Annotated in this window: 18 protein-coding genes; 7 read left to right on the top strand and 11 right to left on the bottom strand. The window is 57.2% G+C overall.

Annotated features, from left to right (window positions below; all coding sequences use genetic code 11):
• Positions 1 to 77 precede the first annotated feature (77 nt).
• The 3 genes from rsmG to WM40_RS06170 all read right to left on the bottom strand — a co-directional run bounded on the left by rsmG (position 78) and on the right by WM40_RS06170 (position 4,193).
• A complete protein-coding gene (gene rsmG, locus WM40_RS06180) occupies positions 78 to 716 on the bottom strand; it encodes a 16S rRNA (guanine(527)-N(7))-methyltransferase RsmG (protein ID WP_046152418.1) in 639 nt (212 codons plus the stop codon).
• An 86-nt stretch (positions 717 to 802) separates the two neighbouring features.
• Positions 803 to 2,764, bottom strand: coding sequence for a tRNA uridine-5-carboxymethylaminomethyl(34) synthesis enzyme MnmG (mnmG, locus tag WM40_RS06175; protein WP_046152417.1), 1,962 nt, complete (start codon positions 2,762 to 2,764; stop codon positions 803 to 805).
• Between the two features lie 955 nt (positions 2,765 to 3,719).
• Positions 3,720 to 4,193: an Lrp/AsnC family transcriptional regulator gene (locus tag WM40_RS06170; protein ID WP_024904936.1), complete on the bottom strand. Its 474-nt coding sequence runs from the start codon at positions 4,191 to 4,193 to the stop codon at positions 3,720 to 3,722.
• Between the two features lie 348 nt (positions 4,194 to 4,541).
• On the opposite strand from WM40_RS06170, the gene WM40_RS06165 reads away from it, so the two are divergent.
• The gene (locus WM40_RS06165) at positions 4,542 to 4,835 is read left to right on the top strand and encodes a 4a-hydroxytetrahydrobiopterin dehydratase (protein WP_024904937.1); all 294 of its coding nucleotides are present in this window, start codon (positions 4,542 to 4,544) and stop codon (positions 4,833 to 4,835) included.
• Between the two features lie 379 nt (positions 4,836 to 5,214).
• On the opposite strand, the gene WM40_RS06160 is transcribed toward WM40_RS06165, so the two are convergent.
• Entirely contained in the window at positions 5,215 to 5,436 is a 222-nt protein-coding gene (locus WM40_RS06160) for a DUF3717 domain-containing protein (RefSeq protein WP_024904938.1), read from the bottom strand.
• 171 nt (positions 5,437 to 5,607) lie between these two features.
• On the opposite strand from WM40_RS06160, the gene WM40_RS06155 reads away from it, so the two are divergent.
• A complete protein-coding gene (locus WM40_RS06155) occupies positions 5,608 to 6,288 on the top strand; it encodes a response regulator transcription factor (RefSeq protein ID WP_024904939.1) in 681 nt (226 codons plus the stop codon).
• 171 nt (positions 6,289 to 6,459) lie between these two features.
• On the top strand, positions 6,460 to 7,995 hold the full coding sequence (locus tag WM40_RS06150; protein ID WP_046152474.1) for a sensor histidine kinase: 1,536 nt from the start codon (positions 6,460 to 6,462) through the stop codon (positions 7,993 to 7,995).
• 169 nt (positions 7,996 to 8,164) lie between these two features.
• Here the strand turns inward: WM40_RS06150 and WM40_RS06145 are convergent, their stop codons facing one another.
• From WM40_RS06145 to WM40_RS06115, 6 genes are all read right to left on the bottom strand, one after another.
• Positions 8,165 to 8,770: an SET domain-containing protein gene (locus tag WM40_RS06145; RefSeq protein ID WP_082102459.1), complete on the bottom strand. Its 606-nt coding sequence runs from the start codon at positions 8,768 to 8,770 to the stop codon at positions 8,165 to 8,167.
• A gap of 19 nt (positions 8,771 to 8,789) precedes the next feature.
• On the bottom strand, positions 8,790 to 9,899 hold the full coding sequence (locus tag WM40_RS06140; RefSeq protein ID WP_046152416.1) for an NADH:flavin oxidoreductase/NADH oxidase: 1,110 nt from the start codon (positions 9,897 to 9,899) through the stop codon (positions 8,790 to 8,792).
• Positions 9,900 to 10,233: 334 nt separating this feature from the next.
• Positions 10,234 to 10,932, bottom strand: coding sequence for a MarR family winged helix-turn-helix transcriptional regulator (locus WM40_RS06135; protein WP_024904943.1), 699 nt, complete (start codon positions 10,930 to 10,932; stop codon positions 10,234 to 10,236).
• 770 nt (positions 10,933 to 11,702) lie between these two features.
• Positions 11,703 to 12,827, bottom strand: a complete 1,125-nt coding sequence (locus WM40_RS06125) for a YbdK family carboxylate-amine ligase (RefSeq protein WP_024904945.1) — start codon at positions 12,825 to 12,827, stop codon at positions 11,703 to 11,705.
• 156 nt (positions 12,828 to 12,983) lie between these two features.
• A complete protein-coding gene (locus WM40_RS06120; protein WP_024904946.1) occupies positions 12,984 to 14,351 on the bottom strand; it encodes a cation:proton antiporter in 1,368 nt (455 codons plus the stop codon).
• Positions 14,352 to 15,829: 1,478 nt separating this feature from the next.
• Positions 15,830 to 18,436 (bottom strand): bifunctional tRNA (5-methylaminomethyl-2-thiouridine)(34)-methyltransferase MnmD/FAD-dependent 5-carboxymethylaminomethyl-2-thiouridine(34) oxidoreductase MnmC, encoded by a 2,607-nt coding sequence (locus tag WM40_RS06115; protein WP_052738189.1) that lies wholly within the window; start codon positions 18,434 to 18,436, stop codon positions 15,830 to 15,832.
• Between the two features lie 334 nt (positions 18,437 to 18,770).
• Between WM40_RS06115 and WM40_RS06110 the strand changes: the two genes are divergently transcribed.
• Complete coding sequence (locus WM40_RS06110) at positions 18,771 to 19,049, top strand: HU family DNA-binding protein (protein ID WP_024904948.1); 279 nt, start codon at positions 18,771 to 18,773, stop codon at positions 19,047 to 19,049.
• Between the two features lie 211 nt (positions 19,050 to 19,260).
• Here WM40_RS06110 and WM40_RS06105 read toward each other — a convergent pair whose 3' ends face one another.
• Positions 19,261 to 19,683 (bottom strand): lytic transglycosylase domain-containing protein, encoded by a 423-nt coding sequence (locus WM40_RS06105; protein WP_046152415.1) that lies wholly within the window; start codon positions 19,681 to 19,683, stop codon positions 19,261 to 19,263.
• A 613-nt stretch (positions 19,684 to 20,296) separates the two neighbouring features.
• Between WM40_RS06105 and gspD the strand changes: the two genes are divergently transcribed.
• The 3 genes from gspD to gspF all read left to right on the top strand — a co-directional run bounded on the left by gspD (position 20,297) and on the right by gspF (position 25,612).
• Complete coding sequence (gene gspD, locus WM40_RS06100) at positions 20,297 to 22,840, top strand: type II secretion system secretin GspD (protein ID WP_046152414.1); 2,544 nt, start codon at positions 20,297 to 20,299, stop codon at positions 22,838 to 22,840.
• A complete protein-coding gene (gene gspE, locus WM40_RS06095; protein ID WP_036012017.1) occupies positions 22,837 to 24,282 on the top strand; it encodes a type II secretion system ATPase GspE in 1,446 nt (481 codons plus the stop codon). The genes gspD and gspE overlap by 4 nt, the downstream gene beginning before the upstream one ends.
• 67 nt (positions 24,283 to 24,349) lie before the next feature.
• Positions 24,350 to 25,612, top strand: a complete 1,263-nt coding sequence (gspF, locus tag WM40_RS06090; protein WP_046152413.1) for a type II secretion system inner membrane protein GspF — start codon at positions 24,350 to 24,352, stop codon at positions 25,610 to 25,612.
• The last annotated feature ends 1 nt before the right edge of the window (position 25,613 follow it).

Here is a 25,613-nt window from a genome sequence, read left to right as displayed (position 1 = left end):
GCGATTTTCGGTGAACAGTACCTCCGGTTGGCGCCTTGTTCACTAGGTTAACGTCACCACGTCTACCTGCGATCGTGTTACAGCGCGGCCTGATCCTCGTCCCTATCGCGCTGCGCACATGCCTGCGTGAACGTCACAACGACCAAATGGCGTTCGGCATGCAGGTGCGGGACCGTTAACGGCGTAACACCACGTACTGTAGCGTTAGTAGGTAAGCGTGCGATCTCGTCATCCGGTTGCAGACCTTTCATTGCATACATCGCGCCGCGAGGCGCCACCAGATGGCCCGCCCAGCGCGCAAAGTCTGCCAGATCGGCAAACGCCCGCGACGTGACGGCGTCGAAACTTTCTGGAAAATGCAGTTGCTCGACACGTCCATTCACAATGGCCACATTATTCAGGCCGAGTGCGCTCTTGGCCTGGGTCAGAAAGGCAATTTTCTTTTGAACAATGTCATTCAAGGTGATCCGCCAATCCGGACGCATGATGGCCAGAATCAGACCCGGTGTGCCGCCACCCGTGCCAACATCTATAACCGACCTCACGCCATCCGCCTCCAGATGCGGTAGCAATGAAAGCGAATCCAGCACGTGCTGGATGCGCATTTGCTCCGGGTCGCGGATTGCCGTGAGGTTGTACACCCGATTCCACTTGGACAACAAGCCAATATAGGCAGCCAGATTTTCAGCGGTGCCAGGTTCGATCGTGATGCCCATTGTTGCAGCGTCCTGCACGATGCTTGCGGCAGTGTCACCAACCTGAGTGACCGTCCGTGGATCCCTCCCTACCGTATTCCTAGCTGTCATGCTTCGTCCACTCGCATTGCGGTTTTCTCGGCTGACGCTGCCGAGCGACCTCCACGCTTCTTCATATGGACCATCAGCAACGAAATGGCAGCGGGCGTTACGCCGGATATCCGAGAGGCTTGGCCGAGCGTTTCTGGACGATGGCTATTAAGCTTTTGCGACACTTCAAAGGAAAGCCCACGCACGTCACGGTAGTCGAGATCACTAGGCAAGCGTGTAGTTTCATGCGCGTCATTCCGCGCAATTTCACCACTTTGCCGCTCGATATAGCCTTGATATTTGATGCCGATTTCGACTTGTTCTTCGATCTGCGCCAATAGCACAAGGTCATTCGCCAACGGCTTGTCCGGCGAGGCCTGAGGGAAGCCTTGCGCAGCCAGCGCGACCAGTGCAGGATAACGAACCTCGGGACGGCGCAACAGTTCGGCCAAGCTGTATTCGTGATCGATCGCCTTCCCCAGAAGGGCGACAGCGGCCTCGGGCGGAAGTGTTCGTGGTGTCACCCAAGTCTTTTCCAAACGCAAGGTTTCACGTGAAATCGCTTCCCGTTTGGATTCGAATACCCGCCACCGCACGTCATCGACCAGCCCCACTTCTCGGCCGATTTCGGTCAGGCGCAAATCCGCGTTGTCTTCACGCAGGCTTAGGCGGTACTCCGCTCGGCTCGTAAACATACGATAAGGCTCGGAGACGCCCCGGGTCACGAGATCATCAACCAGTACGCCTAGATAGGCTTGGTCGCGGCGTGGTACCCACGCCTCCGTGTCCTGAGCGTAACGGCCGGCATTAAGCCCTGCCAGCAGTCCCTGTGCAGCTGCTTCTTCATAGCCGGTCGTCCCATTTATTTGTCCCGCAAAGAACAATCCGCCAATCGCCTTCGTCTCTAATGAGGCCTTCAATGCACGCGGATCGAAGTAGTCGTATTCGATGGCATAGCCGGGGCGCAAAATATGGGCATTTTCCAGGCCAACCATCGAATGTACCAAGTCAAGCTGGACGTCGAAAGGCAAACTGGTCGAAATACCGTTCGGGTAAAACTCATTTGTCGTCAGCCCCTCGGGTTCGAGATAGATCTGATGAGCGTCCTTTGCGGCAAACCGATGAATCTTATCTTCTATCGAAGGACAATATCGTGGGCCGACCCCCTCGATAACGCCGGTATACATCGGGGATCGATCAAGACCGGCGCGTATGATGTCGTGCGTGCGAGCATTCGTGTGCGTCACCCAGCAAGGCATCTGCCGCGGATGTTGCTCGGCACGTCCCAGGAAGGAAAACACGGGAATTGGGTCCATATCACCCGGTTGCACTTCCAATTTCGAGAAATCGATCGACCGACCATCTATCCGCGGGGGCGTTCCCGTCTTCAATCTTCCCTGCGGTAGCTTCAACTCCTTCAAGCGTGCCGAAAGTGAAACAGCAGCGGGATCGCCAGCACGACCTCCGGTGTAATTGTTCAAACCCACGTGAATCTTGCCGTCGAGGAAGGTCCCCGCAGTGAGAACGACAGACTTAGAACGGAATTTCAAACCGATCTGCGTCACCGCACCAACAACCTTGTCCCCTTCTACCATCAAGTCATCCACGGCTTGCTGGAACAGCCAAAGATTAGCCTGATTTTCCAAACGGGAACGAATTGCTTGTTTATAGAGCAATCGATCGGCTTGTGCTCGTGTAGCCCGCACGGCAGGCCCCTTTGACGAGTTCAAGATGCGGAATTGAATGCCTGATTCGTCTGTTACGGCAGCCATCGCTCCACCGAGGGCATCGATTTCCTTGACGAGATGCCCCTTCCCAATCCCGCCGATCGATGGATTACAACTCATTTGACCGAGCGTCTCGATGTTGTGCGTCAGCAATAGGGTCTTGCACCCTATCCGCGCGGCTGCCAGGGCCGCTTCCGTACCGGCGTGACCACCGCCAACCACGATGACATCGAATTCGCTCGGAAATTGCATCGCTATCAGGCGCCTACGCGCCGACCTCTATTTGATCAGTAGATGACAATCGCCTTGTAAAAGACGATCGACCAAAGGGCGCGATTATACGCCTTAGATGTCGTACAGCCCGGCAAACCCGCGTGCGGCGCACGGAATGTGGCGACACAGCAGCATTATGGATCGAGAGGCGAATCTGTTACTTGGTGCCTCACGTATCACAGTGAAAACACGAACACTGCATCGTGGCTCAGTCCCTGTTTCACGTGAAACATTGCTTCGGGTGCAATACTAGCAAACTGCACATCAGGCGATTTGTTGGATGTTTCACGTGAAACATCACGTATCCCGGGCGGTATCCCAGCGCAGTCTTAGTCAACGCCATATCTACGGTGTTTCACGTGAAACGTAGTCACGAGATACAAGAGAACGCGCGCATGCCGAGCAGCACCTATGAACCTTCACGTTCAAGCTTACGTGAAACATATGACACTACGCGTGAAAACCAACCAACGCTTCATCCGGTCAAGGCTGGTATTCAGCCTTCCGTATCACATGGATGCTGCACATAGCGTGAGACTGTAGCATCTTCCATATACTAGCATGCCAGATCTAAGCAGTTGATTTGCATGCACTTCATCAATGAAAATGATGCGTCCGGTGCCGGAGATTTTTGACATTGGCATATGCTGCAGCAAGTATTTCATTTAACCGAAGCTGATAGCTGGTTGCTACCATCGCGCAGAGATGGGGCATGCGGCGACACGATAGCCAATCGTCTACTGCAAATGCGGCGCACAAAATAAAAGCGCCATCGGCAATCCGATGGCGCTTCGTTTTTATTGGTACTGAGTACCTTTTGTCTCCTCGTTCTCCACCACAAATTCTGTGTCGCGAACTAAAATGAAGTGTAATCAGACGGACCCACTACAACAAGATAGCATTTACCCTAGGCGCTGATCGATACGCCTACGCGCTATCGCAAATGATCAAGCGGCAATGGACCGCTGCGTTTCAACGCTTTCAACACGATGTGGGAGCGAACGTTATCCACGCCCGGCACCAGCATCAACTTCTTCATCACAAAGTTCGACAGCGTATTCAGATCCGGCGCAACGATACGTAGCAGATAATCGGCATCGCCGACCACGGCGTGACACTCCAGCACCTCCGGCAACCGGTCCACCGCCTGCTGAAACTGTTCAATGCTCGAATCGTTCTGATGCTTCAACTTCAAGCTTGTGAAGGCCATGACACTAAGCTGCAAGGCTTCTGGACGTAGCACCACTTGGTAGCCGTCGATCACGCCAATCGATTCAAGCCGCTGGAGACGACGGCCAATTTGTGACGGAGACAGCGGCACCTGCTCACCCAATTGTTGGTGCGTTGCACGCCCCTGACGTTGCAAGACATCCAAAAGCGCCAAATCGAAATGGTCCAACTCGATCATCGTGCAATCCCGCGTAAAAGAGAGGTTTCGTGCATGCTTCTTGCATAATAGCGCGAAGCCGCTACTGCCGCTATGGAACACTCACGACACGTTGCGCCCTTCTCCCCATTCGTCCGTTGCGAAAACAGCCTGTCCAAGGCGCCGGAATGGCAATCAGCCCTGCCTACAATGCTTGCCTTGCCTAAAAATACAAAAAACAGATTACCGTCTGTTAGGGACATCACTGTATGCCTTGATTTATGGAACAATGCCTAGAAGGGTTCGAGGGAGGCTTAAGCGCTTGCACCAAGGCGTCAGGCAGGCGAACCCAGGATGCGGATTTGGACGAACAGGACTACGACCATCATCATGCTGGAACTGCTTTCGACAGACGCTCGCGCCGCCTTGGCGGCGAGCGGGTGGGCACCCACCGCGGGACGCGATGCCATTCGCAAGCGCTATCAATTCGCCGACTTCAATGCTGCGTTCAGTTTCATGACACGCGTTGCACTGAAAGCAGAACTGATGAATCACCATCCTGAATGGTCGAATAGTTGGAATGTGGTCGACATCACGCTATCGACGCATGACGCTAATGGACTGACCTCGCATGACGAGACGCTGGCGCATTTCATCGATAAGGCCGCTCGCATCGCAAATTAAAGCTGGCTGGGCCCCACTCGAGCATTGGCGCGGTGCGACATTGCAATGAAAGGAGACAAATGACTTACTGCTGTTTAAGTCAGTTTTAAGCCAAGCGTCGCACTATTCACTATTAAACGCTGTAAGTGCATTGATAAAAGCCAGTGGTCAACCGATTACCCACGGTCGGCGTTATGTCATTGCATCTGCCGTTGCTTTAGTCGGTGGAAGCACCGAGTTACGGCGCCGCCACGCTTCCTAAAACCTAGCCACATACCTGATGCCGCCGTTTATCTGCCACGCTTCATTCCGCCATGCGATGCGTCGCATCCTCGGCGGCATGCGGCCGTCAGGTGGCGTGGGGTACGTATCGGATGCCATGGCAATGATAGAGGTAGGCTTACACAGCGCTACAGGCTGTCTGAAAAACATGCCACGCATCACGCGCAGTGGAATCCATTTCATCGAGCAGCACGGTGGACCGGTGCTCGTAGATCATTCGCGCATAAGTACCGCCGAGCGCGCTGGCTTGCGGGCACAAACGCAACTCGTCGCCTGTCGCGGGCGAACGATTGCGCCAATAATTGATCGCCGATTCAATCTGGATCACGGTCAGTTCCATCTTTGCATCATCCCTGCTTGCGGTGTGAACGCTACGGGGAGCATCTTTTGCTCACCGTTCCCGCCAATGCCTGCGCATCGGCATCGCGTCAGCATTGGCACGAGACCAATGCCGAACGTGAAACGTGGTGCGACGGTACGCATCCCCTCTAGCCTAAATAGAGCATAAACGATGAGACTCCTTCTAGTCGAAGACGACCGGCCAATCGCACGCGGTATCCAAAGCAGTCTCGAGCAAGCAGGCTTCGTCGTGGACATGGTCCATGACGGCATTTTTGCCGAACATGCGCTGACACAAAACCGGCACGATCTGATCATTCTTGATCTCGGCCTGCCGGGCATCGATGGCATGACGCTGCTGAATCGCTTTCGCCAGACCAATCGCCATACACCGGTGATCATCCTGACCGCACGTGACGAGTTACACGACCGTGTTCAGGGTTTGACCAGCGGTGCTGACGACTATATCGTCAAACCATTCGAACTCGCGGAATTGGAAGCCCGCATTCGGGCCGTGGCGCGTCGCAGCGGGCCGCAACAAGATGCGCCGCGTCCGGAAGTCTCGTTGGGTGGTTTGCGCCTCTCGGGCGTTGATCGCCGCATTTTCAATGACGACAAGGCCGTAGAACTGTCACCACGCGAATTCGCCGTCCTGGAACTGCTGTTGATGCGCCATGGCCGTGTCGTGAGCAAGGCGCAGTTGCAAGACCACCTGACCCATTTTGGTGGTGACCTAGGAGACACGGCCATTGAAGTGTATGTTCACCGTGTACGGAAAAAACTCGAAAATTGCCGCGTCGAAATCGTCACAGTGCGTGGCTTCGGTTATCTGTTGCAGGAAATACGAAGCTGAGTTGCTCTCCACCGAAGCACGCCGCGCAATGCCGACGGGCGGCATGCTTTACCTGAAGGAATGCCGATGACGGACCGCGTCCCCGATCAACATAGCGATCAACGCGATCCCGCCAGCGCGCGCCATTCGCCTCCCCCTTCCCTCGCGCCGGTGCGCAGCCTGCGCCAGACGATGTTGCGCCGGCTGGCTGGTCCGCTTTCAATCCTGGCGCTGGCAAGCGGTACGTTTGCCTATTGGCTCGCCTGGCAATATACCGCGCATGTCGTCGATCGATCATTGGTCGATCTGGCGAATGCGGTGGCCCAACAAATTCGTATTTCCGGCGACGATGCCACGCGAACCGTGCCACCGCTCGCCGAAGCCATGTTCTCAGACCCCGTCGACCAACTCGTCTACCGCATACGTCGTGACGACGTCGAGTTGGCAGGCAATGCCGGCTTGCCGAGCGCGGGCTCGGGCATCGTCCGTATTCACAACGCGACTGTTTTCGATGCCCGTTTCCTGGGTACAGATGTTCGCATCGCACAAGTTGTCGTCACCCAGCCCGACGGGCATAACGCTGTGGTAGAAGTGGGTCAGCGCATTGAACGCCGCTTACGACTGGCCGCCGAGTTCCTGATTGCCATCATGACGCCACTGCTGCTATTGCTGTTCGCAGGCTGGCTCATCGTCTGGCGCGTGGTCAATCAGCAATTGATTCCACTGACAACGTTGGCCGACACATTGAACCGGCAGACTCATATGTCGCTGGAGCCTGTTGACGAAACCGACGTTCCTGTCGAAATCCGGCCGCTGACAAACGCCTTGAACGCGTTGCTTCAACGACTGGGACAAGCCTTGGATGCGCAGCGGAAATTCATCGCCGATGCCGCGCACCAGCTACGCACGCCATTGACCGCGGTCAAGCTGCATGCCGATCAGGCCGGCACTGCAAAGGACCCCGAACGAATTACGCAAGCCATTGTCGAAGTACGTGCATCCGCGGACCGCGCTGTCCGCTTGTCAAATCAGTTGCTGTCACTGGCGCGCGCTGATCCAAACGAACAGATCGCACGCTTCGTCGATGTCGATATCAGCGCGCTGGCCTTCGAAACCGGCGCCGAATGGGTACCGCAGGCGTTGGACAAAGGCATCGATCTCGGTATCCAATTGCCCGGCGAGCCAGAGCCGGCGCTGGCCGATTTAGATCATGTGCTGGAAGACGACGCATTGGCGCTGCGCGTAGCTGGCAAGTCGGACGAGCCACCGCACGATCCGATGATGATTCGCGGCAATCCTGTGCTGCTCCGGGAAATCATCTCGAATCTTATCGACAATGCGCTGAAATATGTCCCGCCGCATCGGCCGCGTAATGGGCGCGTCACTGTCAGTGTGGTTCCGACGATGCGACGGTTACCCATTCCAACACCGTACCCCACCACCACGCCAACACTTGGGCCAAGACGCTCTTGCGTCGACCTGGTCGTCGAAGACAATGGCCCTGGCGTACAGCCATCTGCACAAGGCGAATTGTTCGAACGCTTCTTCCGCTGCGATGCGCACGCGGGTCGCGAGGGTGGCGCCGGACTCGGTCTGGCCATAGTTCGCGATATTGTCCGGCTTCATGGTGGCTCGGTCAGATATGAAGATGCCCGTGGTGGCGGTTCCCGTTTTATCGTCAGCCTGCCCCTCAGCCATCGGCCGCCGCATGGGGCGGTGCGTATCTGACATTCCGTCAATGGATAGCAGTTTTTACGACACGCATCGCACATACCGCAAGGTACACCGCCAAGCAATCGGAAAGTATCGACAAGATCCGCCCCGCGCTAACAGTCTGATGTTCTGTATGTAGCAGTGCGACCCACGCCATTGCGGCAAGGCGCGGATATCCACATGGTCAGGCTTTCTCGCCCTTTTTTTTCTTGCCGGATTTATCGGACTTTTCTGCCTTCACCGATTTGCCTGTCGACTTATCAGCAAGCTTGCCGGATTTGTCCCGCTTGGACAACTTCGCTTTTTTGCCGTCCTTGTCCGCTTTCTTCGCCGATTTGCTGCCGTCTTTCGGCGCGAGCATCGTCCCACGGCAATTCGGCGCACCACACAAGCAAAGGTAATCTCGCTTCACTTTTTTAGTGTGCTTGCCTTCCAGTACGAGTCCGTAGTCGTAATACAGCTCTTCGCCCGCGGCGATATCGCGTCCGGCGTGTATGAACACACGTCCATCGATTTCTTCGGCTTCACAATTCGGTGCGCACGAATGATTGATCCAGCGGGCGCTGTTACCGCCCACCAGGCCATCGATGACACGGCCGTCGTCCAACGCGAAGTAAAACGTGTGATGCGGCTGCGACGGGTCGTGCGGATGACGCCGCAGCGCTTCCTTCCACGAAATTCGCTCGCCTTCATATTCAAAGATTCGCTCGCCCTTCGACAATGCCGCCAGCGCAAACACGCCCTTGCCGTGAATCCCAGACCGCTTTACCGCGATTCTGCGTCCGCTCATCGCACACTCATCACTTGAATCAATAAGACGGCTTCGCCGTATCGAACAACCCCTTAACCCCATGTGGCTGCGACCGCCAGTATTGCGGCGGCGCAATGACTTGCGCGCCTAAAGTGGCGGCCGCATGCCAGGGCCAACGCGGATCGTACAACATCGCGCGGGCAATAGCGACCATATCCGCCTGTCCGGTTGCCACGATTGTCTCCGCCTGGGTCGGTTCAGTGATCAACCCAACGGCCATTGTCGGCATGCCGACGTCGCGCTTCAGGCGTTCCGCGAAGGGAACCTGATAGCCTGGTCCCACTGGAATGCGTTGCGCACCGGATAGGCCTCCGGACGATGCATCGATCCAATCGCAACCGCGCGCTTTCAATTGCTTCGCGAATGTTACCGTTTGCTCGATATCCCAACCGCCATCCACCCAGTCCGATGCAGAGACACGCACGCCAACGGGAATCGCTTCAGGCACCGCCGCACGTACTGCATCAAATACCGCCAATGGGAAGCGCATGCGATTTTCCAATGCCCCGCCATAGGCGTCATCTCGTTGGTTGGACAGCGGCGACAGAAATTGGTGCAACAGGTAGCCATGGGCGGCGTGGATCTCGAATGCATCAACACCCAGCGACACGGCACGCGTGGCGGTATCCACGAATCGCTGCACTAGTCGCGCGATCTCCTCGACACTCAGGCGTCGGGGCGCACGATCACCTTCCGCGAAGGCCAGTTCCGATGGTCCGACGGTCTGCCATCCACCGGTTGCCTCGCCGACTTGCGCTCCCCCCTCCCACGGCACCGCACATGATGCCTTGCGCCCGGCGTGACCAATCTGCATGCCTATCGGCATATCCGAGTATCTGCGCACGGATGCCAGCACCGAGGCCATGGCCGCCTGTGTCGCGTCGTCCCACAGCCCGAGGTCCCGCGATGTGATACGCCCATCCGGCTCGACCGCAACGGCCTCGGTGATGAACAAGCCTGCGCCTGAATACGAAAGATGGCCCCAATGGGTGCGATGCCAGTCATTGGCAGCGCCGTTGTCGCAGGCGTATTGGCACATAGGGGAGACAATGATGCGATTGCGCAGCGTCAACCCTCGTATCGACTGCGACGAAAATAATGCGCTCATGACCGCTCCAATGCAGACGATTCGTGAAAAACCAACCGTTATTCTGCGGGAGAAACCGAATGCGCGCTGAGAACGAAATGAATCGTCTCATCGCTTTATAAAAAAGGTATTTGGGACAAATCGTGATGCACGGTGCCGATAGTCGCGACCAAGGCATAAATAAGTCGACACTTCCAGGAATGGCACCGCCGTTCGTCCGGTGCGACGATCGCCGTCGCATCGGCAGAATGCGCCACCCTAATGGGCGGCGCAACATTTTGTGTGGGGATAAATCAGCGTACTTGCGATGAAATACCGCACCGTTTTGACGGTCGGTCGTGTGACCGTCGGCGGCTTACGCCGTCTGGACAAACAACTTCCAATGTTTCTTGCGCTTGGATTCGCTGGCTTCTTCCCACGCCGCGCAATCCAGTCGTATGCCCGTGTCGGGATAATCGATCTTCAAGGCGGTGCAATGGTGTACAGGCGCGACAGCACGAACCTTGGCGCTACGCGCCGTCTTCTTCGCAACCTTGCCTTCTTTTCCTGCCTCGCCCAACGGCTCGAAATGCTCGCAACTCAAACACATCCGATGCGTCGGGATATGTGCCTTGACCTCGAGCTCGTTGATTACCTTCAACAAGGAACGATACAACGCGCCCTGCTCTTCCACCGGCAGTGATGACGCCGCGGATTGCAGAAAATTAGGCCAGAGCGCCGCGCGTTTGGCCGCAGTGCGCCCCTTCGCTGTCAAGCGCACGGCCAACGCGCGCCCGTCATCGACGGCACGGCGTTTTTCCACCAGACCCTTGGTTTCGAGCGTGCTGACCGCATCGCTGGTAGTCGCCGCGGTCAACGCGGTCTGACGTGCGATCTCACCAAGACGCAACGCCGACTTACGTTGCATCAGCAACACGAGAATTTCGCCTTGCGTCGGTGTCAGGCCCGCGCCTTCTGCCCAACTCCACGCTTGGCTGCGCATGGCTGTACTCAGCCGCAACATGCCGTGGGTGATGCGTCCCATCACCTCTTCGCCGTACACTGCTTCACTCATCAATATTCGCTCTTATCTCTGTTTAGCAGGTCTAATACGTTTTCATGACAGCCGCTTTGCGTTGACGGACCCCTTCGCAACACCAACTATGTCTACACAAAAGCCGAAGGAACCGAACCCGTCACATCGAGCCATTTTCCTTCATTCGACTATTTAGACACAAACGCATATTTGGGCAAATCAGCCATTCAATCCACATACAACCCTGCGCAATCGCTACCTCGCCCGAGTATCTCCATTCCGACAATCCCACGCGCGGGATGAATATCCGGATCCATGCCGATTCACTTACGGTCTACCCACACCATCAAACCGATTTGGCAAAGCTTATCTTAAAAAGGACCAAAAAATATTACGCCATCTCGCGGTTCTACTTGATGACGTTTATGCAGGCACAGCACGCCACATCATCCGTCCGGCATTTCATTACACAAGAAGAGAACAACAACCGTCCGCACGACTGACCAAATGCCACTTAGTTCCCGCGTGCCTTTTTATACAACAATATCGCGCTCTAGTGAAACATCGTGACATAAGCCGCAAGAATTCACCACCAAGCGCATGAATGGACCACCGGATCCAGATCGAACCTTCCGATGCAACGCTTTCGGCAATTCTTTCATTCACCGTCATATTCCAGCGACCACATCAGAATCCTGTCGCAGTGCGACTATTTTAAGCGAGTATTGAAAAATATTCAGGCTTGAAATGCGTATTTCAATTGTGGAAATTTGCAACAACGCATTTCCTGGAACGCGACTTATCAATCTTCACGCCCGCACGCGACGCCAGTGATCGCACTGCTGACGAACAGCCTCGTCCAGCGCACCTTCCCGCAATACCGTCTGGCGCAGACGGGTGGCATCATTCATGCGCGCGTTCGCCGCTTGCTGAATCACCGCCAATGCCGCCTGGCCTCCCAGCGCCTCGGCATGCGGCGTGATCTGATCAATGGTCGCCAGTACCGCATCAGCGATTGTCATGCGCACATGCGAACGTGGATCCACCATTACACCATCCAGCCCAAACCGGCACGCTTCAAAACGGTTGAATGTATAAACCAGATAGTCGTCCTCGATGGGCACAAAAGGCCGATCATGCAAAATCCACCGGGCAATGGCCTGGATATAACACGCAATGGCGGATGCATGTTCTATTGTGAAGGGTGTATCCATTACACGCACTTCGATCGTGCCAAATCCCGGCTTTGGCCTGATATCCCAGTAAAAGTCCTTCATACTGTTTACGACCCCGGTCTGGCGCATCTTGTCGAAATAGACAACAAAATCGTCCCAGGTCAAGACAAAAGGCGCACGTCCGCTGAGCGGAAAGGCGAAGACAGAATTCAGCCGTGCCGAATGAAAACCGGTGTCCTCCCCCTGCACATAAGGTGAGGATGCCGAAAGCGCAATGAAGTGTGGGACGAAAGCCGAAAGCGAGTGCAGCAGATAAAGCGCATCGTCAGCGCTTGGGCAGCCTACGTGAACATGCTGCCCAAACACCGTAAATTGCTTGGCGAGATAGCCATACAGTTCTGAAATATAGTGGAATCGAGGGCTGTCGTAGATTTGTCGATCGTTCCAGCGCTGAAACGGATGCGTGCCGCCACCGGCCAGACCGACATTCAATTGATCGGCTCCCTGCACCAATACATCGCGTGCGGCGCCAAGCTGCCGCAAAACATCCTGGTAATCCGCGCAGATACCCGTGGACATCTCAATCATGCTTTCCGTGATCTCTGGCGTGATCAAGCCATCGATCGGCTCGTCTTTTACCAAGGCAAGCAAGTCCGAGGCTGCATGGGTCAAGTCATAGTTCAAGCGATCGACGATCTGGATTTCCAGTTCGACGCCAAGCGTAAACGGACGCGATTCGACAAAAGGTTCCAAGGCCATAGACTATTCGGATTACATAATGATGTGACACGGCAAACCGCGAAAAATAATGCACACGACAACGTGTTCGCCGATTTGAAAACCATCGAAGGCGTTGCGGCGTACAGCAATGCCTTCCATGTACGATACCCCACCGGTCAAACCACGACGATGCATTCAACCGGCGCTGCCTGCCTCACCGGCCGCCCTTTCCTTACCGCCACGTCGTGCCCGGCCGGCCTCGGCCGCCCGTGCAGAAACAGGGATTCGCGGCGCCTCCTGGACCCACATCAGCGCCCGGTAAATACAAACCGGCAAAATCAACTGCGAGGCTACCACCGCGCACATCACGATGGCCTTCAGCCCGGGGTCGAATGACGGGTAAAGAAGGAACGTGTCACTCATCAGCACAAAGGCGAGGGACGACATCGGGGTCAGACTGATCCCCAAGGCCAGTCCTTTGCGCACGCCTATCCCGGAACGACGCGCAAACAAGGCGGTCATGCTGATTTTCGCCATGGCACGCGCGGCCAGCACCACGACGGCGACCAGCGCTCCGGAAGACAAGTCGGACCACCGGAACGTTTCCGTGGTAAGGACAAACAGGATCACCGTGATCAACCAGGTCGCCGAACCCGACTCCCTTGCCCATCCACGCGGACGCTCTCCGTGATTGCCGAAAATCATTCCCGCGACCAGCATCGCAAGAATGGGAGACAATTTCAACAAATCGCAGACGCCGATACCTATCAGCACCGGACCGTACAACATGACGACACCCGCGGTCCGGTCACGCGCGCCCGCCGGCACGAACTCGGCACGTTGCTGGGCTGGCCCGCCACCCCACTCCGCGCGCGCGACCACGTAGGTGCCGAGGAAGTGAAACGCCACCGCTAGCGCCATGCCAACTATCACGGAACCGATAATCAGGTAAGCCGGTTGCAACAACGACGCCGCCAGGTCGCCATAGAAGACTTGGTGGGGCCAGGCCGAGCCTAGTTTGACGACCAGCACGGCATAAATGCTATTGAGGCCGCTAAGCACCAACATCCGCTCACTGACCTGCCCTTGCGCACGCAGTTCGCCACGCAGGTGTAGCAACATGGCTGGCGCGCTTGCCATCGCCAGACCACCGAGTATCCATGCGGTCATCGGCGCCACACCACAAAGTAATGCGAGGCCTGCGACCAACAAAAGGGAAAGCGTCGCTTCAGCCAAGCTCATGACAATCAGCCAGGGGTTGTTCCGTATCCAGCGCAGTGATACATGACCGCCCAGTTGAAATAGCAAGACACCCAGCGCGACATCGACAAGCAGGCGCGCATCCGGCAGTAGCGTCGCCACCGCGCCATGGTCTTTGTTGAAAACCCCGCACAGCCCGGCGAGCACCCCCACCAGCCCGTATCCGCTGACGCGCGGAATGTGCCAGCGACGCCAGCCCAGCTCGCCAAAGATGCCGGCAAACAACAAGGCGATCCCAGCCCAAAGTACGTCGTCAGCCATCCAATTCGATGACGACGGCAAGAAAGAAAAAGCGGCATTCATTTGGTGCTGTCTCCCATGACATCCGGGGACTCGCGCACAGGGGTGCGGCGTCCCTCTTGCTATTGACCTGCCGCGTTACCCCGAATTAGGTGCAAACGGCCTCAAACACCGTACGCGGCCCGAGAAGCATCAAAGACACCCCAATGGCCGCTCAATGCTTGGAACTGGCTCCTGGACCCCTTGGAAGGCCTCCAGATCGATTGTACCGATCGACTGAACGATGACTTTCGCCGCCTATCGACGGATGGATTCACTCATTTCGATCCGGCGGGCAGTCATTCTGCCACAGCATCGCGCTGCTATTTGCGTTCCAGACGACCATCACGGCGAGCAAGGGCAGTAATATGAATTACATTCATGCTGCAAATGCACCGTTTGGTGCGTTCTGCCAAATACGATTCTTTCGTCACATCACGATCGGCGACTCCACGTCATGGCGAAGACGCCGCCCAGATCATTCGCATTGGTGTCACGACATCCTGTGAAATATCGGGGACATCGCTCGTGCCCCATATTTTTCGCCTGTCTTTTAAACGATAGCGTTTACTTTGTTTACGTATGTATACGTAGTAATAGTTAACAAAGGACCGTGATTTATGTGGATAACCCCGTTAACTTCCCTGTTAACAACGTGTTGAATATGCTGTATACCCCGGGACAAACACGGTATGACAAGTGCATGTTATCGCGTTCTTTCGATGGAAGTAGGGTGAAACGCCAGTTCTTCAAGATCCGTGCACATGTAATCCCCACCTTTTGCGCCCAAATCGCTTTTTACGCAGGCTCTTTGCATCGGCGATCCCGGTTTTTCACAGACACCGATTTCACACCAACGAACGGTCCTGATCGACAAGGGCTGACTTTCGCCAATTTCGTACGCAAAGCAATTGCTGCAAGGTTGCTTATTTTATAAGCGGGCACATCGAGGGCTATCTCTTGAGTAGATGGACATATTTACTGCCTTTTTTGAAGTGGCAGTGATGAAGTTCAGTGGGTTCTTCACATTGTCAACAGAAACGGAATACCTTCCATATCGTTAACTCATGTTTACCTTAAGTAAACATAGTAGTAGTTAACAAAGGTCGATATTTTCTGTGGATAAGCCTATAATTATCATATTTTTCATATAGTTATAGTATTCATAAGGTCGGTATGCTTCGGGGATTGTTGCATGGAAAAGGCGCTTCCCTCGACACGCTTATCATTCTGTTTCGGGGTTATGCAGAAATCGTCAACGCTGCACCGCCCCATTACTAACAAAGTTATCCACAAGATTGCAGCGGGCTTTGCCTGGCAAGTGCTTTTATTTTGTGAACAAGATCGGAACGAATCAGCGAGAGTCTGGTCGCATTGCACGAGGCCATGTTCGGCTGATGGCTTCAGGGTGGTAAAGCAGTCGTTCGCTGGAGGAACACATCCGTCGATAAACGTCCGCTTGAATCGCTGCGGCTGTCCAGACCCAGTCAAGAAAGTATTTTTTACCGAGGCTCGCTTGACGAGCGCCGCAGGTGTCGAAGAAGAAATCGCGCCGGATCCATCGCGTCTAGGAGATCGTTTTCGATCGGCGCGGGCTCTCCTTCAATGAGGCTGGCAAGGCATTCCGCGGCGAGGGCGGACCACAGAATGCCACGTGAGCCCAGGCCGAATATGCCGAACAGGCCTGGCATTCGTGGCACATCGGCAAGATGGGCGCCGCGTAGGGCGGACGCTTTAGCCAGCGCGACTTCTGTGTTTGGCAATTGCCCTACAAACGGCATGCGGTCGCCTGTTACACAACGAATGGCGGCACGGCCACCAATCGTATTGTTTAATAATTGGTCATTGGATGCGCAGGGGTCTGCTGACAACGCTAGAAATGTGTCTGGTGGGAGATCCAGCAATAAGGCCAGGCGTGCAAGGTTATCGCGGTGTTCCGCATCGCGGATAGCGGTACTTGTGTCGCCTATTTGATAGCTTGCACCTGTCAGTAAGGTTGCTCCAATGTCAGACGGATTGCCTGTCCTGCCTTCATGTTTCGCATGCGCGGGTGTCGGCAAGGGAATCACGTAGGCACCACCGATCAGTGGCATTTTCAATGCCTGCAACGTGGCATGAGCAGCGGAAAGCGGCGTGTCTTCAAAAGTGTCCGCCCGTGCATGGACACTCCTGATTTGAGGCACTAGAGGCAGTACCGTCAATTGACCTCGAACCGGCTCCGTCGGCAGAAAATTTATACCCGCGACACGCTCCGCGTCCGATGCGTTCGCCAGTACGACAATATCGGCGGACGCGATGATCGTATTTTCTGCGTCGTACGCGTGCCACGTACCATCGTGTTGTGATACGCGTGCGACATGCACGCCGAATCGGATATCCAGTGGCGACACGTCATGAGCGGTGTGGGTATCGATGAGAGGAGCATCATCGGGAGCCCTTCCTGTTGGTGTCTTCGCGTGCGCTGCTGATCGCGCGCGGTGAAGCATGCAATCGATGAGCGACCGCGGATCGATCCAGCCGCCCTCCTTGAACCACCATCCGTCGCCTTGAAGGGAAACGCCTGTAAGCGCATGGATAATGGGGGAGGTTACTCGTTCGGCGATAGAAGCAGGCAGCCCTGGTGCTTCTGGCACATCTCCGCCCTCATCCTCTGTCACCGACAACGACGGCGCACTGGCCGGAATCTCCATTGCTTTATTGGGATTAGCGAGGTCGGTTACGATTTTTTGGGTTCTACCGCGTGCATCGAGATCGTCAGCGTTGGGAACGCTGGTGCCGCTGACGCGCGCGATCCGCTGCACCAACCCGGTGTCAGACCAACGCAATCTACGATGTGTGCTGAGCGTGCCAATGTGTCCGGCCCCGTCAGTGTCGTGACGGTCGAGATTTCGCCAATAGCGCAACGCATATAGGAAAGCGGCACGGCTCCATCGGGTCGCGCGACCTTCGTCTCGCGTCACCACAGGATGAAAAATGCCGGCAGGATTCCCCGAAGCGCCTTGGGCTGCCCGCTCGGACCGCTCTATCAGCACGACGTGCCAACCGCGGCGTGTCAATTGGTCTGCAACCGCGCTGCCGGCAACGCCAGCGCCGATGATCATGGCCGTACGATGTTTGCTTGTCGCGTTGACCGGGCTATTGGTTCCTGTATCGCCTGACTGGCAAACGGCGGGAATCGGGGGCGGATGTCGACGAACCCGCCAGCGTGGCGCGAAGGGGCCGGCGCTCATTTGTCGTTTGCCGCCGAAGCCGGGCAGGCGACGCACGGCGAAACCCGCATCGATCAGGTCGCGCCGGACCTGTCCCGCACTTGTATACGTAGCAACCGTGGCACCCTCGTCAGCCATTCGAGCAAGCGCTTTGAACAAGCGGGGTTGCCACATCGCTGGATTGCACGCGGGCGAGAAACCATCCAGATAGAATGCATCGGCGCGCAGCCGCATCTGGCCCGCGCATTCGCAGGCATCGCCGAATACAAGGGTGAGTACCACCCGGTCATTGTCGAATGACAGGCGATGCACCCCGTTCGTCAGCACCGATGGCCAGGCATCCACGAGGGCGTGAATCAAGGGTGCCAGGTCGGCCCGGTCTTGCGCATCGGCATCGCGGTCCGGTCCCCCGTCGCGGAAGGTGCCGTTTGTAGCGGTAACTCCTTGATGCTGCATCAATGCGCGCTGCATGTCATCCCGGACCAAGGGATAACGTTCAAACGAGACGAAGTGCAATCGTGGACCATCCGGTCCGGTCGAAGACACGACACCCTGGGGCGTGCCTTCCGCTCCCGGCGCGTGAAAGCCGCCTTTCGGAGTGGCAATGGATGACGATGATGGCATCGCGGCGCCGTGGAAGGTGCGCCAGCCGAGCCAGGTGGCCAGGAAATTTAAACCGGTACCGAAGCCGGTTTCGACAATTGTGAAGCGCCGCCTGCCCCGCCAACGCCCTGGTAAGCCATTTCCAGCCAGGAAAACGTGACGGGCCTGCCCCAGCGCACCTGCCGCACTATGGTAAATATCACCGTAGGCTTCACTGAATGCGGTGCCGTCCGCACGGAATGACACGGCCGCCGGTGTAAGGCCATGTTGTGTCAAACTAGGCTTTTCAGCGGTCATTTCGGCGATTTTGACAGATGTTGCCCGATTTTATTGGTTGCCAATGGCAAGCTGAGGTTATCGATTGCATTGGCTGGGCCGCTGCCAGGAGGTGTTCTGAGAGGCCGAAGCTGGGCCAAAACCGCCGCAAACGGTACGATATGATAGCAAGCGGCCCTATCCACGGGGCGTCCAGCGTGTATCATGTGTCGCTGAGATCGGACTGGTTGGTACTCGCGCCCCGGTAGGCTGGACGTGGGATACAAGTTTTCCGACTGTCGATCGATTTCGAACGACAGGACCAAGACGGTCCTGGACCGGTCCAAGTTTTACCTTAATCCGAGAAAGGAGCCTTATGAACAAACAAGAACTGATCGACGAAATCGCGAAGAAGACTAGCCAAAGCAAGGGTGCCGTGACGGAAACGGTAGACGCGTTCATGGAAACCGTGAAAAGCGCTGTTGCCAAGAGCGACACCGTGCAATTGGTCGGCTTCGGCAGCTTTGGCTCCGGTCAGCGCGCCGCGCGTGAAGGGCGTAACCCGAAGACTGGCGAAACGCTGCAGATCGCAGCAGCCAAGACGGTGAAGTTCACTGCGGGCAAGGCGTTCAAGGACGCTGTCAACGCGAAGTAATTCGCTGCCTGGCTGCAAGGCAGGGAGGTCTGCGATGACCTCTCCGGCGCACGATGCGATGGCCTGCCCGAGACGGCGAGTGGCGCTTTGCGCGCGGCGCCCTCCTCCGCCACGTCATCGCGTGCTGCGCTTGCCGTACGTATTGCCTCTCCGAAGGGGCATTGCGTCCATTTCAATCCTCCCGCATTAATCGCTCCTTCTCCGCGCCGCTTTATTTTTCTGTAGCCGGCATGACATTCCATCGTCGCAAGATCGCGATGATCTGACGCGCGTATTGGTCTCGCAGTGTCGGCGTCTCCGAATGGTACGCGCCTACCGCTGCCCAGCTATTGCCGTACTTGTCCATCTTCTGGCGCAGATGCCAGGCCGCCACGTAAACATTGGCGCATGGGTTCATCAGCTTCTCTGACGAGACCCCGTATTGCGCCAGCCTTGGCAGGTGGATCGAATTGATCTGCATAAGGCCGTAGTCGATCGACCCATTGTTGTTGACGTGCTTGGCGGCAACGTTGTCATGTGATTCCTGCCATGCGATAGCGCGCAGGATCAGCGGATTCACCTTCTGATACTGTCCGGCAGCGGTGAAGCAATCCGCCGCGTATGCAGGACAAGCTTTCATCGCAAGTAATGGCATGCTTGCGAGACAAAGCAGTTGCGGCACAGTCCAGTGTCGGGGCGAACGGGTCATGCTTCTTGTGTCGTAGCGTCAGCGGTTGGCGTTATTGTTGGCACGGTTATTTTAACGCCGTTACGACTTTCATTAACCTTGCATGCCGAATACGTGGTGCAGTACGAACAGGCATGTCGGGCGCAAGATCCAGACGAGGATGTATCACGGCGACAGCGCGCAACAGGGCTGTACTCAGGGTATTCGCCAATGCACCCGATCAATTTCTTAGATGTTCAAACGACTGACACAAACAAACGCATAATGAACGGTTACGCCGAACGGAATGATAAGAACGGTCCAAAACGGCGGAACGTTGGCGCATATAAACGTTACTAGGTCTGGCGGTATGGACGGCTAGCGTTTATCGTGTGCTGCCGAGTCGCTTAGCAATAATGACGTATTCCACTCACATACATCCGCGCCAGTCTCCGATTGTGAAAAAATTATCGCTGAAACCTGATAATGTTTCGCTGAATGTACACGCCCGCGTGTTCGGGGGCGTCATCCAGGCCGCCGATGTTCCTCCTTCCGGCGGCCGGGTGTGCGCCGTGCAGTTAGCCCTCTGTTGCTTGACTCTATGACGACTCATTCTTGGACGACACTGCCTGCGCGGCGTGTCGTGCTGGCCGCCTCGTTGCTGTCGGCACTCGTCGTGGCGCCTCATGCCCGCGCCGATGTGACGCTGAACTTCGCGAATGCTGATATCGACCAGATTGCTCGTGCGATTGGTGCCGCCACCAATCAAACGATTGTGGTGGATCCCCGGGTCAAAGGCCAATTGAGCCTGCAATCTGACCGCCCTGTTTCCAATGAGCAAGCACTGAAAACCTTACAGGCCGCGCTGCGGATGCAAGGTTTCGCACTGCTTGAGGACCACGGCATCTTGAAGGTTGTACCTGAAGCGGATGCAAAGTTGCAGGGTGTCCCCACCTTCATCGGCAACCAGACGCAGGCGCGGGGCGACACGGTGGTCACGCAGGTTTTCCAACTGCACAACGCATCGGCGAATAACCTTCTGCCGGTAATACGGCCACTGGTATCGCCGAATAATACGGTGGCGGCTTATCCGAATACCAACTCGATCATCGTCACCGACTACGCCGACAATGTGCGTCGGATTGGCTCGATCATCGCGGGCATCGATAGCGCCGAGGGCACCAATATAGATGTGATTCCATTGGCAAACGCCAATGCGCAAGACGTTGCGGCGGAAGCAAGTAAGCTACTCGACCCGGGCGCGATAGGCGCCACCGACGCAACGCTAAAGGTGAATGTCAGCGTCGACAGCCGGACAAATTCCGTGATTCTGCGCGCGAGCAACGCGGCACGGATGCGGATGGCTCACGCTTTGGTGCAGAAGCTTGATTCGCCCACGCGCGAACCAGGCAATATCCATGTGGTGCCGCTGACCAATGCTGACGCAACGACTTTGGCGAAGACGCTGCGCGGGATGATGGGACAGTCGTCGGATAGCAAGGGCGCGACGGCTGGCAACAGCTTGTTCGGCAACAGCGGTGGTCAGTCCGGAAGCGGTGGCGGCCTGGCCAACAACAATGGTTCGTTGCCGCCATTGCCAAGTGGGACGAGTAATAGCAGTAGCTTTGGCAGCACCAGCGGTTCCAGCGGCAATAGCAGCGGAATGGGCGGCCTGGGTGGCAACAACGGGACCGGCAACGGCAATAACGGCAACAACAGTGACGACAGTGCGGACCAATCCGGTTCTGGGATGATCGTTGCAGATGCCTCGACGAACTCGTTGATCATCACCGCACCGGAGCCGGTGTACCGGAACCTGCGCAACGTCATCGCGCAACTGGATCAGCGCCGCGCGCAGATTTACATCGAGTCGATGATCATCGAGGTGTCGTCGACGAAGACCGGGCAATTCGGCGTGCAGTGGTTGTTCGGCGGCAGTGGGAATAACAGCGTTTTCAGTATTGGGAACGACTCGAGCAATTCTGCGACATCCATCGCAAACGTCTCGAGCACCGTTGCCGGTTTGTCCTCCGGTACGACGTCCTTGTCGAGCATCACGAGTAACAGTGTCTATGGCATCGGGATCATGCACAACTTCGGCAGCCTTCTTGGCGTCGGCGGATTGTTGCAAGCAGTGCAAGGGGATAGCGATGTCAATGTTCTGTCCACGCCAAACCTGATGACGATGGACAATCAGGAGGCTCGCATCCTGGTGGGTTCGAATATCGGTGTGCTATCCGGGACCATTGCCAATACCTCAAGTACGAGTACCAGTTCGACAGCAGCCTACAATACATATAACCGCATGGACATCGGCACCATGCTGAACGTGCGTCCCCAGATCAATCAGGGCGGCACCATCAAGCTGCAGATCTACCAGGAAGACTCCAGTCTGGCGTCGGCATCGGGGGATACCAACCCCACCATCAACAAGCGGTCGTTGCAAACCACCGTGCTGGCGGACAATGGTCAGATCGTTGTGCTCGGCGGGCTGATCGGGGATAAGGTCACCCAGAGCAATAGCCGTGTGCCTTGGCTCAGCGCAATACCGGTCATCGGTGCGTTATTCCGCAATGAATCAAAATCGCGTACCAAAACCAACCTGTTGCTGTTCCTGCGCCCCGTTATCGTTCGCGACGAATCGACGATGCGCGATATTTCAATGAACCGTTACGATTACATGCGTGCCCTGTCGGCGAACTACACGCCCAACAACTGGGTCATGAAAGAGAAGACCAATCCGGTACCCGCGCCGATTGCGCCGAATACGGAAGCCCCTATCGGCCGTGCAGTGATCAACCCGGATGGCACGCCAGGCAACCAGATCAATGGCCTGACCGATCTGCGCGACCGCGAACGCGCGGTGGGTGCCCCGATGGTGTCGCCGAACGTCAGTCAGCAACCGCCGTACGTGTCGGATAATAGTGTGCCGTCGCGCGGACAGATCGATCCCCCCGCGCCAATGCCGCCGGCCTACGTGACGCCAAATGGGGTGGTCGCCACGCCAGTGCCGTCAACCACCCGCCCGGTAAACGGCGCTGAGTTGCGACAACATTCGCCGTTGACCTATCCGAAGGCACAGGTGCCTGGCACACCGGCCTACGTCCCGTCTGATAGCACGTCATCCGGTGCGGCCGCGCCATGAACACGACCGATGTTCCGTCCCTGGACGCCACGCGGCTGATTGGCTATAGCTTCGCGCGCAGCGCGCAGGTGCTGGTCGCGCATCGGCATCCGGACGGACTCGAAGTATGGATCAGCGGCCGCACGCGACCGTCGGCGCTGGCTGAAATGGGTCGGCGTTTTGGCACCATGCGGCTGGTGCGCAAGTCCGATACCGAACTCGCCGACCATATCAACCGCGCATATGCGATGCAGGACAGCAGCGCCGCGCAGGTCGTGGGCGAAGTGGAAGGCGAAGTGGATTTGTCCCGCCTGATGCAGGACATTCCCGAGATCGAGGATCTGCTCGAGTCTGAAGATGACGCGCCGATCATCCGGATGATCAACGCGCTGTTGACCCAGGCAGCGCGTGAAGGCGCATCCGATATTCACATCGAACCGTTCGAGCAGTCGTGCGTGGTGCGCTTTCGCACCGATGGCACGCTGCGCGATATCGTTCGCCCTAAAAAAGCGCTGCACGGTGCGTTGATCTCGCGGATCAAGATCATGGCGCAGCTCGATATCGCGGAAAAGCGCCTGCCACAGGATGGCCGGATCACGCTGCGCGTGGGGGGGCGTCCGGTGGATGTGCGGGTGTCGACGTTACCGACGGGCCACGGCGAGCGAGCCGTGCTGCGTTTGCTGGAAAAGGATGCGCAGCGGCTGAACCTCGATGCGCTCGGCATGGCGAAGTCGACGCAACAGCGTTTTGACAAACTGATCGGCAAGCCGCATGGCATCGTCCTCGTGACCGGCCCGACCGGGTCGGGCAAGACCACGACCTTGTACGCGTCGATGAGCCGTCTCGAGACCGCGTCGACCAATATCATGACCGTCGAGGACCCGATCGAATACGATCTCGCAGGCGTGGGCCAGACCCAGGTCAACGATCGGATCGGCATGACCTTCGCTCGGGCGTTGCGATCGATTCTCCGTCAGGACCCGGACATCATCATGATCGGGGAAATCCGGGACCTGGAGACCGCGCAGATTGCAGTGCAGGCCTCGCTGACGGGCCATCTGGTGCTGGCGACGCTCCATACGAACGACGCGGCATCCGCGGTGACGCGGCTCGTGGACATGGGTGTCGAACCTTATCTGTTGGCGTCGAGCCTGCTTGGTGTGCTCGCGCAGCGGCTGGTCCGGCAGTTGTGCCCTGCGTGCAAGGTCGAACGCGACGGGCAGTGGCATCCGGTGGGGTGTGACCGCTGCGCGCGAACTGGTTATACCGGACGGCGCGGTGTCTACGAGTTGCTTGAGCTGGATGAAACCATTCGCAAACAGATCCACGATGGAGGCAGCGACGCGGCGATTCTGGCGACGGCGCGCACCCGCGGCATGCAGACCTTGCGCGAGGACGCCGAGCGCTGGTTGTCGACCGGTGCGACCTCACTGGAGGAAGTGCTACGCGTGACCGGATCCTAGCCCCGCTTCTTTTCATGGCGTCCGGGTGCATCGTGGAGGTGCCCGGTCTGCCTCAAGGTTTCTCACCATGCCAGCATTCCGTTTCGAAGCGATCGACGCAAAGGGCAAGACCCAGCGCGGCGTCATCGACGCCGAAAGCGCCCGTGGCGCGCGTGGGATATTGCGTGCGCAGGGACTGACGCCGCTCGTGGTCGAACTAGCCGGGCGTCATACGTCCGGCCAGGGCGCCGGCGGTGCATCGGCTACCGCCGCCGCGGATGACCAGGTCAAGCGCAGCCGTCTTGCATTCGGCCGGCGCTTGTCGCCACGCGAGCAAGGGCTGTTCACGCGTCAGCTCGCCAGCTTGTTGGTGGCGGGACTGCCATTGGGCGAGGCGCTTGGCGTGCTCTCGGAGCAGGCGGAACGGGATTATGTACGGGAACTGGTCGCCGCCATCCGCGCCGATGTGCTGGCGGGACAGTCGATGGCCGGCGCGCTGGCGCTGCACCCACGCGACTTTCCCGATATCTATCGCGCGCTGGTATCGGCGGGTGAACATACCGGGCAGTTGGGGTTGGTGCTGACGCGGCTTGCCGATTATGTAGAGCAACGCAATGCGTTACGGCAGAAGATCCAGTTGGCGTTTACGTATCCGGTGGTGGTGACCTTCATCGCCATCGGCATCGTCAGCTTCCTGCTGAGTTATGTGGTGCCGCAGGTCGTCAGCGTGTTTTCGAACAATAAACAGGCGCTGCCTACGATCACGTTGGTCGTGCTGGCGTTGTCGGATTTCGTTCGGCATTACTGGTGGGCCGCACTGCTGGCCGTCATCGCCGTGACGTGGGTGGCGCGCAAGATTCTGCGTATGTCGGGACCCCGCCTTTCCTTCGACCGCTGGTTGCTGACCGCACCCCTGGTGGGGCGGCTGGTGCGTGGCTATAACACCGTGCGGTTCGCTAGCACGCTGGGCATTCTGACGGCGGCGGGGGTACCGATCCTGCGGGCATTGCAGGCGGCCGGTGAGACGTTAAACAACCGCGCGATGCGTCGGGTCGTTGACGATGCCATCGTCCGCGTGCGCGAAGGCACGGCGTTGTCGCGAGCCTTGCACGGAACACGCACATTCCCCCCGGTACTGGTGCATCTGATTCGCTCCGGCGAGGCGACCGGCGACGTGACGACGATGCTGGATCGTGCCGCTGCCGGCGAAGCGCAGGAATTGGAGCGCCGGACGATGTTTCTGACAACATTGCTGGAGCCGCTGCTGATCCTGGCAATGGGCGGTATCGTGTTGGTGATCGTGCTGGCGGTGATGATGCCAATCATCCAGCTCAACCAGATGGTGCAGTGAT

The sequence above is a fragment of the Robbsia andropogonis genome (assembly GCF_000970345.1).
In the GTDB taxonomy this organism is placed as follows: Bacteria; Pseudomonadota; Gammaproteobacteria; order Burkholderiales; family Burkholderiaceae; genus Robbsia; species Robbsia andropogonis.
The sequence above is the reverse complement of the archived record's forward strand: the minus strand, read 5'-3'. Positions and strand labels throughout refer to the sequence as shown.

Excerpts from the sequence above, each read along its gene's own strand:
- mnmG (WP_046152417.1), bottom strand. The coding sequence starts at position 2,764 with ATGCAATTTCCGAGCGAATTCGATGTCATCGTGGTTGGCGGTGGTCAC.
- WM40_RS06110 (WP_024904948.1), top strand. The coding sequence starts at position 18,771 with ATGAACAAACAAGAACTGATCGACGAAATCGCGAAGAAGACTAGCCAA.
- WM40_RS06145 (WP_082102459.1), bottom strand. The coding sequence starts at position 8,770 with ATGAGCGGACGCAGAATCGCGGTAAAGCGGTCTGGGATTCACGGCAAG.
- WM40_RS06105 (WP_046152415.1), bottom strand. The coding sequence starts at position 19,683 with ATGCCATTACTTGCGATGAAAGCTTGTCCTGCATACGCGGCGGATTGC.
- WM40_RS06115 (WP_052738189.1), bottom strand. The coding sequence starts at position 18,436 with ATGACCGCTGAAAAGCCTAGTTTGACACAACATGGCCTTACACCGGCG.
- WM40_RS06160 (WP_024904938.1), bottom strand. The coding sequence starts at position 5,436 with ATGGAACTGACCGTGATCCAGATTGAATCGGCGATCAATTATTGGCGC.
- WM40_RS06120 (WP_024904946.1), bottom strand. The coding sequence starts at position 14,351 with ATGAATGCCGCTTTTTCTTTCTTGCCGTCGTCATCGAATTGGATGGCT.
- WM40_RS06140 (WP_046152416.1), bottom strand. The coding sequence starts at position 9,899 with ATGAGCGCATTATTTTCGTCGCAGTCGATACGAGGGTTGACGCTGCGC.
- gspF (WP_046152413.1), top strand. The coding sequence starts at position 24,350 with ATGCCAGCATTCCGTTTCGAAGCGATCGACGCAAAGGGCAAGACCCAG.
- gspE (WP_036012017.1), top strand. The coding sequence starts at position 22,837 with ATGAACACGACCGATGTTCCGTCCCTGGACGCCACGCGGCTGATTGGC.
- rsmG (WP_046152418.1), bottom strand. The coding sequence starts at position 716 with ATGGGCATCACGATCGAACCTGGCACCGCTGAAAATCTGGCTGCCTAT.
- WM40_RS06150 (WP_046152474.1), top strand. The coding sequence starts at position 6,460 with ATGTTGCGCCGGCTGGCTGGTCCGCTTTCAATCCTGGCGCTGGCAAGC.
- WM40_RS06165 (WP_024904937.1), top strand. The coding sequence starts at position 4,542 with ATGCTGGAACTGCTTTCGACAGACGCTCGCGCCGCCTTGGCGGCGAGC.
- WM40_RS06135 (WP_024904943.1), bottom strand. The coding sequence starts at position 10,932 with ATGAGTGAAGCAGTGTACGGCGAAGAGGTGATGGGACGCATCACCCAC.
- WM40_RS06170 (WP_024904936.1), bottom strand. The coding sequence starts at position 4,193 with ATGATCGAGTTGGACCATTTCGATTTGGCGCTTTTGGATGTCTTGCAA.
- gspD (WP_046152414.1), top strand. The coding sequence starts at position 20,297 with ATGACGACTCATTCTTGGACGACACTGCCTGCGCGGCGTGTCGTGCTG.
- WM40_RS06125 (WP_024904945.1), bottom strand. The coding sequence starts at position 12,827 with ATGGCCTTGGAACCTTTTGTCGAATCGCGTCCGTTTACGCTTGGCGTC.
- WM40_RS06155 (WP_024904939.1), top strand. The coding sequence starts at position 5,608 with ATGAGACTCCTTCTAGTCGAAGACGACCGGCCAATCGCACGCGGTATC.